The 12,808-nt window shown below is 53.9% G+C and carries 9 protein-coding genes; 5 read left to right on the top strand and 4 right to left on the bottom strand.

Features of this window, described 5'->3' with window-relative positions:
• Positions 1 to 107 precede the first annotated feature (107 nt).
• Positions 108 to 443, top strand: a complete 336-nt coding sequence (locus tag ACFQ88_RS28040) for a winged helix-turn-helix transcriptional regulator (protein ID WP_379459376.1) — start codon at positions 108 to 110, stop codon at positions 441 to 443.
• Positions 444 to 457: 14 nt separating this feature from the next.
• Here ACFQ88_RS28040 and ACFQ88_RS28035 read toward each other — a convergent pair whose 3' ends face one another.
• Positions 458 to 1,651 carry an EAL domain-containing protein gene (locus tag ACFQ88_RS28035; protein WP_239630811.1) on the bottom strand — a complete coding sequence of 398 codons (1,194 nt, stop codon included), beginning with the start codon at positions 1,649 to 1,651 and terminating at the stop codon, positions 458 to 460.
• A gap of 290 nt (positions 1,652 to 1,941) precedes the next feature.
• On the opposite strand from ACFQ88_RS28035, the gene ACFQ88_RS28030 reads away from it, so the two are divergent.
• The 4 genes from ACFQ88_RS28030 to bluB all read left to right on the top strand — a co-directional run bounded on the left by ACFQ88_RS28030 (position 1,942) and on the right by bluB (position 7,684).
• Positions 1,942 to 2,358 (top strand): Lrp/AsnC family transcriptional regulator, encoded by a 417-nt coding sequence (locus ACFQ88_RS28030; RefSeq protein ID WP_379459374.1) that lies wholly within the window; start codon positions 1,942 to 1,944, stop codon positions 2,356 to 2,358.
• Positions 2,359 to 2,483: 125 nt separating this feature from the next.
• A complete protein-coding gene (locus ACFQ88_RS28025; protein ID WP_379459372.1) occupies positions 2,484 to 5,426 on the top strand; it encodes an ATP-binding protein in 2,943 nt (980 codons plus the stop codon).
• A gap of 137 nt (positions 5,427 to 5,563) precedes the next feature.
• A complete protein-coding gene (locus tag ACFQ88_RS28020) occupies positions 5,564 to 6,982 on the top strand; it encodes an MATE family efflux transporter (RefSeq protein WP_379459370.1) in 1,419 nt (472 codons plus the stop codon).
• Positions 6,983 to 7,033: 51 nt separating this feature from the next.
• Positions 7,034 to 7,684: a 5,6-dimethylbenzimidazole synthase gene (bluB, locus tag ACFQ88_RS28015; protein WP_379459368.1), complete on the top strand. Its 651-nt coding sequence runs from the start codon at positions 7,034 to 7,036 to the stop codon at positions 7,682 to 7,684.
• A gap of 67 nt (positions 7,685 to 7,751) precedes the next feature.
• Here the strand turns inward: bluB and ACFQ88_RS28010 are convergent, their stop codons facing one another.
• The 3 genes from ACFQ88_RS28010 to galE form a co-directional block, all read right to left on the bottom strand.
• A complete protein-coding gene (locus ACFQ88_RS28010) occupies positions 7,752 to 9,965 on the bottom strand; it encodes a methyl-accepting chemotaxis protein (RefSeq protein ID WP_379459366.1) in 2,214 nt (737 codons plus the stop codon).
• Positions 9,966 to 10,140: 175 nt separating this feature from the next.
• Positions 10,141 to 11,721, bottom strand: a complete 1,581-nt coding sequence (locus ACFQ88_RS28005) for a UDP-glucose--hexose-1-phosphate uridylyltransferase (protein WP_379459364.1) — start codon at positions 11,719 to 11,721, stop codon at positions 10,141 to 10,143.
• 57 nt (positions 11,722 to 11,778) lie between these two features.
• Positions 11,779 to 12,765: a UDP-glucose 4-epimerase GalE gene (galE, locus tag ACFQ88_RS28000; protein WP_379459362.1), complete on the bottom strand. Its 987-nt coding sequence runs from the start codon at positions 12,763 to 12,765 to the stop codon at positions 11,779 to 11,781.
• Positions 12,766 to 12,808: the final 43 nt, after the last annotated feature.

Below are 12,808 nucleotides of genomic sequence, written 5' to 3'. Positions count from 1 at the left end.
AACCGCCCCTATACGCTGCCTAACGGGAGAAGCTCGGACTCGTTAGGCTTTTTCTTGGAATCGGCCGCCTTAGGATGATATCCGCTTTACCATGAAGGAGGATCTATATGACGGATGAGCCCCGTTACCCGGAGCTGAAGGATAAGCAAGCCCCTTTTGACTATACGCTATCGGTCATTGGAGGCAAATGGAAAATGAAAATCATGTATCAATTGGCTTGCCAAGGAGTGATGCGGTACGGGGAGCTGAAGCGCGGCATTCCGGGCATTACCCACAAGGTGTTAAGCTCCCAGCTAAGCGAGCTGGAGGGCAGCGGGATCATAAGGCGGCAGGAGTACGAGCAAATTCCGCCTAAGGTGGAATATTCCTTAACCCCGAAAGGCAGAACCTTGATGCCGATATTGAACGGGATGTGCTTGTGGGGATTGGAGCATCAATCATAATCAACGAGCCTTCCTCAGACCTGCAAATCGAGAAACAAATAATGCGAATCGCCGGCGGGACATGAATAGGTCTGCATGAGCAAAGACGTGTCCAGATCCGTATATACTTGCGACAATATGCCTTGTCTCTGGTTGTTCATCCGCAGCATATTCGGTATGAAGTACGGGCGCCATATCCAATTGGCCCCCTGGTAGCGGGCATCCCGCTTCCACCCCCCATCCGTTTCCCTTATAAAGTTGGAGGAAACCTGACACCCGTCCTCCCGGCATATATAAATTCTCACAACATTCGGCTCGACATTAGCCAGCAGGCTTTCGATCATAGTATCGGCGTCCTGCGCCCCGGACAGATGCACATCGGACGTCACCAGCTCGTTCAAATTGTTCTGCACGGCAAACAGTGCGCGGTATCGCGCCATCTCCTGCTCGGTATACAGCCGGATCTGCTCTTTTAATAAAGGCTCGTATGCCCGCTCCTGCTGAAACTCCGCCCTGGCTTCCGAGAACAGAAAGCCCTGCACATACCTCGCCCCCGCCTTCAGCGCGTGGTACAAATCCTGCTTCGTCTCCACCCCTTCGATCAGCAGGGACGACCCCATTTGCGAGGACAAAATGGAAAAAGAGTTCAGCAGCGCCTTGTACCCGTCGTGCAGCGTGCTTTTTTTCAACAGCTTCAGGTCGATTTTCAATATATTCGGCTTGATGGAAGCAATTCTATCATAATTACTGTACCCGCTCCCAATGTCGTCAATCGCAATAAGGCAGCCGTGCTCCCGGTAGACGTCGACGATAGCGGACAATTCGTCCAATCTTCCATGAAACTCTTCCTCCGTCACCTCAATGACGACCCGGCCCGGGTCGAGCCCGTGCTTTTCCACGAACTGCAGCGTCGGCAAAGCCCCGGTTTCCTTATAGACGCGATAAATCCAGGAAGGCTTTAAATTCAAGAAAAGCATAGCCTCGCTGCCCGATTGAGCCATTTGCGAAATGGCTTTTTCCCGCAGAATGCGGTCTACATGGAGATGCTGCTCATCGCTAATTGCAGGATTTTGAAAAAAAGCGCCCAAGCTTCGAGCTTCATTCCCCGTCACACTCCGTCCCAGCGCCTCGTATGCTATGATTTTTTGAGTTTGAAGCGATAAGATAGGCTGAAAATAAGGGGTCAGCTCCCGTTCTTGAACCTGCAATACACGATGCTCCTCTGTCATGCCTGCTTGCCTCCTACCGACCAACGCACGTTAGTTTCGTGATATGTTATCTTACACAATAAATCTTAACGATATTGTAAAGGAGAATGAAGAAACTGGCAAATGGTAATGGAAACTAAAGGATTTTGTCGATTGTTTGTCGAATAATCTACGTTAGAAGGAAAGGACGGTGTATAAATCATCAAAGCATCCCAAAACCGCCTTTTCTGATAATATGACGTCTTCTTTAGCGCTTCGAATGCGCTATCGCCGTACGATGATTTCAAACCGAACGGGAAAGGATGACCGTTATGCTCGACGCGACCGATCTGAAAATACTGGAATGCTTGCTCAACGACACGCGCCGGGCGCACAAGGAAATCGGGGAACGCGTACATTTAACCGGTCAGGCTGTAGGTTCTCGTATCCGCAAGATGGAGGATGCCGGAATTATTGAAGGGGTTACCGTAACCCTCAATTACGAAAAGCTGGGGCACCATCTCATGGCCCATATCACCGTGACTATAAACGCGGCCGGCTCGGTTGCGCAGTTTCAAACATTTTTGCAGGAGCATCCCGATGTACGTGAAGCTTACCGGATCAGCGGCGAAGGCTGCTATATGCTCAGGCTGCTCGCGACGTCAGACACCGAGCTCAATGATTTTCTCGAACAGCTTCAGCAGTACGCCCATTACGAGGTACATCTATGTCTGAATCGGATCAAATGATTCAATATATAACACGGCGGCTGCCTAACGGTACTTCCGTATCCGATGCGGCTAGGATTCTGCACAAGCCCGTTTCCTCCGGAGGCGAACATTCATTTCTCTATAGCTAAGGTGGTACAAATTCTATGAAGGTTACCCGTTCGAACGTTTCGCTCGTTTATGTCATTATCATCATCTTCCTGCTTATGTTTGTGAGCATCTCCAGCTACATAGCCTCTACTAACATGGAAGCGGAAATGAATCGGATTACTAAGGAAGGCATTCCATTATCCACAGCAGCCTCCAATATTCTAGAGGATGTCATCAATCAGGAAACAGGCGTCCGCGGCTATGTGGCGACGAGCGACGCCAAGTATTTGGAGGCTTATGAGCTCGGCAAAACGCAGCTGGTCACCGATCTGGAGCTTCTCGCCGAATACGAGAAAAAATATCCCAGCCTGAGAGGCTTGATGGAAGCGGATATCCTCCCGCAGATCAAACGGCTGCAGGAGCATTACCAAATGCAAATCGACCTGGTGCGGTCCGGCAAGGTGGATGAAGCGAGGGATCGCATTAACAACGGCAAAACGGTGATGGACCGCTTCCGCCAGCTTCATCTGAAGCTTCGCGCCGATATTGAATCTCTGAGCTCGGAGGCGTATGCCGATGCGCAGCGGGCAGGTCATGCCGCCCGGGTCATTATCGCTATCGGAGGGGCCGTAGCCCTCGTTATCGGCGCCTTCTCCGCCTTCATCTTCAATCGTGCGAACCGGGCCGAAGCGGCTCTGCGCCGAAGCGAGGAAACGTACCGCTATATGGCGGAGAGCCTGGAAGCGCAAAACGAAGAGATCATCGCCCAGCAGGAAGAGCAGGAGCAGACGTTGGAGAAGCTGTCGCAGCGTGAGCTGGAGCTGGAAACGGTTACGACGTATCAGGAGAAGCTGTCCGGCGCATTGAATATGCAGCAATTTCTGCAATCGTCTATCCCTGCCCTTCTCAGCTCGCTGCAGATGGATGCCGCCCTTCTTGTGGTCAAATCGCGAATGGACGGCCGTTCGGTTGATGTCGGAGGACTCCCGGACGCTTCCTATATCCCGGAACAGTACGACATTTTATATGCCATCGGCTATCCGAAGCAGCTTCCGTCCCATATCGAGCATGAGCTGTTCGGCCCTGCGCTGCGCGTGTTTACCGAAAAGGCTCCGATCGAGTGCAAGCGCGAGCTGTCTCTTGAAGAATCGGGCGTTCACCAGACGATGTCGCATGCAGTTGATCAATATCATCCGCTGTTCGACGATCGCCAGGAGGTCATCGGCTTCCTTCTCTTGACCGGCTACTTGTCGTCGCGAAGCGAACAGACCGCCCGGGCCGGCAAAGGACTCGTTCAGCAATTCGAGCTGGCCTTCCTGGCCCAGCAAATGAACGAAGAGCGCCGCCGTCAATCGGCTTATCTAGAGGAGCTGAACGAGCAGCTCCAGCAGGAGAAAGTACTGATCGAGGAGCAGCGCGATTTGATCGAAAGCATCCTTGAGTCGACTCATGAAGGCATGGTCTTGTGCGACGCATCCGGCAAGCTGTTGTTCGCCAATCACCGGATGGAGGACTTTTTCGCACTGAACGACCATATCGGCGAAAGCTGGATCGATCTGGGCTTCCGGATCGAGAAGTCGACACCTTCCTTCTCCACCGTGAGATTGTCTATCGATCGCCTGCTGAACGGGACGCTCGATAAGCTGACCGAGCGCTTCACGCTGATGGATAACGAGGAGCAGCGGTATATCGAGCTGTACGCCACCAAGGTCGGCGACCGCAAAAAACAGGTGGACCGCGGCTTCCTGTTCGTCTTCCGCGACCGGACTGAAGAAGAAAAAGTCGATGAAATGAAGAACGAATTCATCAGCATCGTCTCCCACGAGCTGCGCACTCCGCTTGCGAGCGTGCTTGGATTTATTGAAATCCTGCTGCACCGCCAGCTGACGCCGGACAAGCAGCAGCGGTACCTGGGGACGATCTACAAGGAAGCGAACCGTCTGTCGACGCTGATCAACGATTTCCTTGATTTGCAGCGGATGGAGTCCGGCAAGCAGGTGTACCATTATGCTCCGGTCGAGCTGACCGGCCTCATCGGGGACATCGTCGAGCAATGGAACGAGAAGCACAGCCACACCATCGAGCTCCAGTCCCCCGGCGGCGAAATTTGGGTTCGCGCCGATGCCGACAGGCTCAAGCAGGTGGCACATAATTTGCTTAGCAACGCGATCAAGTATTCTCCGCAGGCCGACAAGGTGGATGTGGCCATTGAGGTGGAGCATAACGATGTCCGCCTGCTCGTTACGGATTACGGACTTGGAATACCGGAGGAAGCCCGAGGTAAGCTGTTCTCCAAGTTTTACCGCGTCGACAATTCCGACCGCCGCCAAATCGGCGGGACCGGGCTCGGACTCGCCATTGTCAAGGAAATCGTGGATGCCCACCACGGGACCATCTCCTTCGATTCCGTCATGGGCGAAGGTACTACGTTTACCGTTGCAATGAAGACGTATGAGCTGCCGTCCGTCGACGGAAGCATCATCATTCTGGAAGACGACGATAATTTGGCCAAGCTGGTTCAAATCGCTCTCGGCAAGCTGGAGATCCCGACCGTTCATCTGCGCTCCGCCGAAGAAGGCATCGTAGCGTTAGCCCGCGTTCGCCAGCAGCCGCCGAAGCTGTGCATCGTCGATATTCATCTCGAGGGCTCGAAGAACGGCTGGGATTTCATGGCCGCGCTGTACGATCACCCGGTATTTTTCCGGACACCGGTTATCGTATCGACGGCATTGGAGCCGCCTCTGCATTATCACGAGAAGGATATCGAGAAATTTTTGCGCAAGCCGTTCTCGATGGAGAAGCTGCTGCAGGTAGCCGAACAGCTGCTCTTCCATACTCCGAACTACCCGGCGTACATTTTCCCGGAGCAGGACGAGAATCTTATCACCGCCCCACTGAAGCAAAAGGGGATCGAGGTCAACGAAATTACGCACGATCGGGATACGATTCATGTGGAGCTGAAACGCAAGCCGTCTTCCGACATCCCGAAAGAAGGATGATTACTCCCGGATCGCTCTGCTGCAGGCCAGGATTCAGTTCGGGCGCACAAACAAATAAAACGTTTTCAACTTAACGTCCCTTTTTCCATCGTTTGTGTTATGATGAAAGAACATCATAATCGGATGAAGGTGATCATTTGAACACCCCGTTACCACCGAAAGCGGAGCAGCAGCCTGCAGACGTTCGAAGCCTCGGCTCCGAAGCGGTCACGGCCGACCCGAACGACCTTCGCCATGTCCGTAAAATGATTCTTCAGCTGGCAGGGCCGTCGCTTGTAGAGATGCTCTTGATTAACTTTATGCAAATGTTGAATATGATTTTGGTAGGGCGAGTGGGACCTGATGCCGTGGCGACGGTAGGGTTAACCAGTCAGCCCTATTTCCTTCTTCTGGCCATTTTTATGACCTTGAACGTAGGGACCACCGTCATCGTCGCCCGATCGGTCGGGGCGGGACAGCTTGCGGATGCGAACAAAGCCGCGAGCCAGGCATTTGCACTCAACATCGGGCTATCCTTCATCGTCGTGGCCTTCGGCTATTGGTACGCCGCCGATTTGCTGCGCATGATGGGCGCGAGCGAGGAAGTCGTTGCGGAAGGTCTGCTTTATGCGAAAATCATCTTTTTATCGATCGGCTTCAATACGATTTCCATGGCTTTGACGGCCATCCTGCGAGGAGCAGGAGATACCCGGACGCCGATGAAGATCAACGTGCTCTCGAACGTGTTGATCGTCCTGATCGGCTTTCCGCTCATTTACGGCTTGTTCGGTTTGCCTGAGCTTGGCGTAACGGGCGCCGCCGTGGCGACCATCACGTCCCAGCTCGTATCGATGATCTGGGTGATCATCGTTATGTTCAGCGGGAAATATACGATCCGCCTGACCGTCAGAGGGCTGCTTCAGCTGGACCGGGACATGATCGGGCGCATCTTAAAAATCGGGCTGCCTACCGCCGTCGAACAAATCGTCATGCGTCTCGGCATGCTCGTTTTCGTCAAAATCGCCGCCAGCCTCGGCACTATCGCATTGGCAGCGACTCAAATCGCCTTCAACGTGTTCGGACTGACGTTCATGCCCGGGATGGCGTTCTCGATTGCGGCCTCCACTCTGGTTGGCCAATGCTTGGGCGCGGGAAACCCCGACCTTGCGGAAAAGTACGGATGGCAGGTGCGCAAAATCGGCATGATCGTGGCGGGAGCGATGGGCGTCGTCTTCATCCTGTTCGCCAAATACATGATGATGCTCTATACTACCGACCCGGAGGTTATTGAAAAAGGCGCGGTCGGCCTGACCATCATGGGATTTATTCAAGTGTCGCAGGCGACCCAGTTCATTCTTGGCGGAGCGCTGAGAGGAGCCGGAGATACGCGGTATCCGCTCTACTCCACCGTCATCGGCGTCTGGGGCTTCCGGGTCGTATTAAGCCTCTTGTTCGTCTACGGGCTGAATTGGGATATAGCCGGGATTTGGGCTGCCGCCGCAGCGGATCAGTTTGTCCGCTCCATCCTCATCTTCCGAAGGTTCAAAAAAGGCGCCTGGAAAACCGTTCGCGTATGAAAGCTTCGTCCTCCGGCAACGTATACTAGAAAAAAAGAGGTGCTATCCGACATGAATCAATTTCGCGATGAAGAAAAAGAAGCGGTGTACAAAGCTATCTATACTCGCAGGGACGTCCGCACCTTCCTTCCCGATCCGATTGAAGAGGATATCATCATGAGGCTTTTGGATGCGGCGCATCACGGCCCTTCCGTTGGATTCATGCAGCCTTGGAACTTTATTTTGGTCCGGTCCGCAGACGTGAAGAAGAAGCTGGCCTGGGCGGCGGACAAGGAGCGCAGAGCGCTTGCCATCCATTACGAGGGTGAGCGGGAAACGAAATTCATGTCGCTCAAAATCGAAGGCCTGGAGCAAGCACCATTGACCATCTGTGTAACGTGCGATCCGACCCGGGGCGGTTCTCACGTGCTCGGGCGCAACTCGATTCCGGAAACGGACATGATGTCGACCGCCTGCGCCATTCAGAACATGTGGCTGGCCGCCTGTGTCGAGGGACTGGCTATGGGCTGGGTAAGCTTTTATAAGAAAAACGATATCCGCGATATCCTCTCCATCCCGCCGCATATCGACCCTGTCGCGCTGCTGTCGGTAGGCTATACGGATCAGTATCCGTCGATGCCTATTTTGGAGTCGGCCAACTGGGAGAAACGAAGATCGCTCGAGCCGCTTATATTCAATGAGGCCTGGGGGGCGCAAGCGTAAAATAAACGGAAAACCGGCTCGAATCCTTCAAGGAAGCGAGCCGGTTTTGTGCATTTATGCAAGATAGCTATCTTCTGCGTGTTTCCGTGAGCTGGAACTGATTGACCAGCTGCTGCAGGAAATCGGTTATTCCTTCTACGTGTCGCGACGTATAGCGCACGTTCACGATGTCGGACAGCAGCTCGTGCACTTTGCCCTCCACCTCGGTCGATATTTTACGGTTTTCCATGCTGACCGCCGCAATTTTCTCCATCAGCCCTACAACCTCGTTGACGACCTGGGTCTTCTGCGAATCCATGCCCGCATCATTCAATAGCTCGGAAGCCGCTGCAGCCAGCTGCGTCCCTTCCTCTACGACCTGCGTCCCCTCTTCCATAGACGAGAAGGCTTCCTTGGCGTTTTTATAAATCAGCTGAACCGTTTCATGAATTTCCTCGGTCGATTTGCGCGTCATGTCGGCCAGCTTGCGTATTTCTCCGGCAACGACGGCGAATCCTTTGCCATGCTCGCCAACCCTCGCCGCTTCAATCGACGCATTAAGCGACAGCAAATTCGTTTGATTGGAAATTTCCTCAATGACCTGCAGCACGTTCTTGATCTGCTGCGTCGTCTCCATGAACGTCAAGATCGTATGATTCGTCTCGGCCACCTTGCTCGAGATTTGCCTCATCTTATCGCCGATCCGCTCCACTTCCGTCTGAGCCACCGCTATTTGGCCGGCCGCTTTATCCTCAAGTACCCGCAGCGTCCCCTGCATATCGCCTACCGCATCCTTCGCTACGTCGATATCCTTCAGCTGACTGCGTATGCTGCGGATCATATCGTGGATTCTGCCGCTCATCCGCTCTGTAGATACGGCCGTGCTGGCGGTCGAATCGTTCAGCAGCCGCTGGCTGTCGAGCACATCGGATGCCGCCTGCTTCACCTGCAGCATAATGCCCTCGAGCGAATCGATCATGTTATTGATCCACTTCGCGAGCTCTCTTGTCTCATCCTGTTCAAAACGGGCTGGATCCAGACGCTGGGTCAAATCGCCCTTGCCTTCGGCATTGATGCGGATGAACCGGTTAATCCGGTGCAGGCTGCCGACAATCGGCTGCGAGCCCCGCTTATGAACCGACCATGCTTGGACGACGCCGTACAGCACATTGAGCAGCGCTATGCCGCAAGCGGCAGCAAGCGGCGATACGGCATGCCAGTTCAGCATGAAGTAGACCAACAGCGCCGATAGGACGGCGAAGGCGCCGATCAGGGGCAGCTGCAGCTTCGTCAGCTTCCACCCGATACCCCGTATCCGGTATACTTCCTCCAGATCGCCTTCGCACATCATCCCCCATACATCGGGGCAGTGCGGAAGCTGGAATGTCACCCCTTTGCCTATAACCGGGATGTGCCGGTAGTCGGAGTAGCCCGGGAAGGCGACGAACAGGTTGCTCCCGTTAGCGATCGTATTGTCCACGCCCGGATGGAGCTTGCCTGTCGCCGGGTCGGTGAACATCAGCTCCAGCTCCGTATGCTCCTTGACCGACACCGTGCCCCAGTCGGTTGTAACGCCGTCCTTTAAATTTTCGCCGTGCGTAAACGTCCGGTCCTCGAAGCGGCTGCGGGAGAGCGCCGTTCCCGGTGCAATATGGCTGTTCATGTGTGCCCGGGCCATGAAAATATAGTTATCGCCGGAATCCGGGTACACGTGCCCCGATTCCCGTTGGATCAGGTCGCCTATTACGTCGTTCGGCACCCTGCCGCATAACGCTCCCCTCCACTTCCCTTCCACCATAATTGGAACGATGAACAGCAGCGTCATTTTATCATGAAAGGCGGAGGTCGATGGTCCGATCTCCAGTGTCAGCGGATCGGCATAGGGACCGAACAAGCATTTGTTTCCTTTATACGTATATTCAAGCCCTTTGGCTATCAGGCTGCGCCCTGCATAGCCGGTGCTTATATGGCGTTGGTACGACGAAAAGACAACGTCCGACCGCTCGTTTAACACAAACAATTCGGAAAAATCGGACGCCCGGTTGCGCACCGCCGTAAACAGCTTATCCCATTCGGCAGAATGCCCCCCGCCAGAAGACTCTTCTTCCCCGGAAACGGAGCCCATCTGTGCAAGCAGACGATCGAGATGAGACCAATACTCGTTGGTCCAGCTTCTTAAAAGCTCCATTCTCGTGTTAGCAATTCCTTCGAAAATGTCCTCTACATCTTCTTTCAATCCGCGATTCAAACGGTAAGACCACCAGAGAGGAAGCCCCTTTCTAACGCCTAACCAGTCAAACATATGTCTTTCCTCCCATCCAATGAATCTTATGTCATCTTATGTGAAATACTATAACATAAAATGGTAATGAATGTGAGCATTTTTTCCTAATTTCCGTATATAATTTTCCATCAGCCAATGAAACGTAGTCAAAAAAGCCCACCGATATGCCGGTGGGCCCTTAACTGTTGCCGTATTAAGCTTTAAACCCGAACGATCCCAAGAAACGAATGAATCCTTCGCGCCCCTGCTCCGTCCGTTTGTACACTCCGGCGTCCCTTAGCACGTCGGCGAACTTTTGCCCTATGGCGGAGCGCAGCATCGCTTCGGCCTCCGGTGCCTTCATCGCAGTTCCGTGCTCGGCGATCAGCTCGCGGATCCAGCTTGTATGCTTGTGCAGCGGGTGATCCGCCTGCTCCGTAATGGATGCATCCAAAGGCAGCGTGCCGGTCATCACTTGAGCCAGCAGCTCCATCTCGTCCTTGAGCCGGCCTGGCAGCACAGCAAGACCCATCACTTCAATCAGGCCGATATTTTCCTTCTTGATATGATGGAGCTGCTGATGCGGATGGAAAATACCGTCCGGATGCTCTTCGCTCGTCCGGTTGTTCCGGAGCACCAGATCAAGCTCGTACTCGCCGTTCGCATTGTTGCGTGCGATAGGAGTAATGGTGTTATGAGGAACCTGCACACCGTTTCGCTCCGTGTAAGCATAGATATCATTGTCCGGATCGCTGTAGCTTTTCCACTCGTTCAAAATCGTATCGGCCAGCTTGAGCAGCTGCATCTTGTTATGGCTCGATATGCGGATGACGGACATCGGCCATTTGACGATGCCGAGCTTCACATTCGGATAATCGGAATGGGTCAGGCTAAGCTCAACCGGCGATTTTTCCATTGGAAACTGATGCTTGCCGCCCTGGAAATGGTCGTGGTTGAGAATCGATCCGCCCACAATCGGCAGATCGGCATTCGAACCGATGAAGTAATGCGGAAACTGGTCGATGAAATCAAGCAGCCGGTAGAACGTCTGCTTCGACGTCTTCATCGGGCGATGCTCCCGGTCGAAAATGATGCTGTGCTCATTGTAGTACACATAAGGGGAATATTGGAAATACCATGGCTCCCCGTCCAGCTCCAGCGGAATGACCCGCAGATTTTGCCGTGCCGGATGATTCAGCCGGCCTGCGTAGCCGACATTTTCGATGCACAGCAGGCATTTCGGATAATGGCTCTGCGGCGCGTTCTTGAGCATCGCAATTTCCTTGGGATCCTTCTCCGGCTTCGACAAGTTGACGGTGATCTCCATATCGCCGTATTCTGTCGGCGCCAGCCAATATTGATTTTTGCCAATCCGGTCGACGCGGATATAGTTGGAATCAATACAAAGCCGGTAAAACTCATCGGTCGCCTGCTCTACGCTGTCCTGCTTCGCCGTAGTCCAGAAGCGGCGGGCAACCTCCGACTGCCGCGGCATAAGGCAGCCCATAATTTTGGCGTCCAGCAGATCGCGAAGCGTCGTGTTATTGTCTTCGAGAATGCCGGTTTCCGCCGCATAATCGAGCAGCGATTCCAGCAGCGGAACCGGGCTGTCCGCTTCCGCTCCGTCCGTCTCGCCGCCGTACGGCTCGCTGACAGACAGCAGCTCAAGCAATGCATTGCGGGCGGCGTAAGCGTCAATCGGCTCCAGCAGCTTATGCCGGATGCCGAACTGCAGCAGCTGCTCTATCGTGTAAGCCGCTGCTTCCTGGCGGTTGTTGCCGGTTGCGTCGTTCATTGCGCAAGCCTCCTTCATGTAAGTAAATCATAAGAAGTGATAGAACCATCAATGCTATTAGCTTTTATATCCATTCGGGTGGCTCTTGTGCCAAGCCCACGCCGTTTCAATAATTTGCTCCAGACTGTCGCGCTGCGGCTTCCAGCCAAGCTCCGCTTTCGTCCGCTCCGAGGAAGCGATCAGTACCGCCGGATCGCCGGCACGACGGGCTTCGATAACGGCAGGAATCTCGTGTCCCGTCACTTTGCGTGCGATCTCGACGACTTCTTTAACGGAGAAGCCTTTGCCGTTGCCCAGATTGTATACGCTGCTGTCTCCGCCGCCGCGCAGCTTTTCGACTGCAAGGATATGCGCGTCGGACAAGTCCGTCACGTGAATATAGTCGCGGATGCAAGTTCCGTCCGGCGTAGCGTAATCGTCGCCGAAGATCGAGATGTGCGGCCGTTGGCCCAGCGCAACCTGAAGAATGATGGGGATGAGATGCGTCTCCGGCGAATGATCCTCACCGATGCGTCCGCTCTCGTGAGCTCCCGCCGCGTTAAAGTAGCGGAGCGACACATATTTGATCCCGTGCGCGGTATCAAACCAGCGCATCATTTTTTCCATCGCCAGCTTGGTTTCGCCGTATGCGTTCGTCGGCAGAGTGCGGTCGCTCTCCATGATCGGCACGTTTTCCGGCTCTCCGTAGGTTGCCGCGGTGGAAGAGAATACGATTTTCTTCACGCCGTACTCGTTCATCTTCTCCAGCAGGCACAGCGTTCCGTACACGTTGTTATGATAATATTTGCCCGGATTTTGCATGCTCTCTCCGACGAGAGAGTTGGCGGCGAAGTGAATGACCGCTTCGATCTCGTTTTCCTTGAACACCGTATCCAAAAAGTCCGCGTCGCGAAGATCGCCGACATACAGCTTACCGCCAAGCACCGCTTCACGGTGTCCTTGCTGAAGGTTATCGACCACGACAACCTCTTCGTTTCTAGCCAGCAGCTCCGCAACCGTATGCGAGCCGATATAGCCCGCACCGCCCGTTACCATGATTGCCATCTAAAACCCTCCCTTTTTTATAGACGATATCACTTACATCTCT

It is taken from the genome of Paenibacillus sp. NPDC056579 (genome assembly GCF_042793215.1).
Lineage (GTDB): Bacteria > Bacillota > Bacilli > Paenibacillales > NBRC-103111 > Paenibacillus_S.
This window is presented reverse-complemented; position numbering and strand designations above follow the sequence as displayed.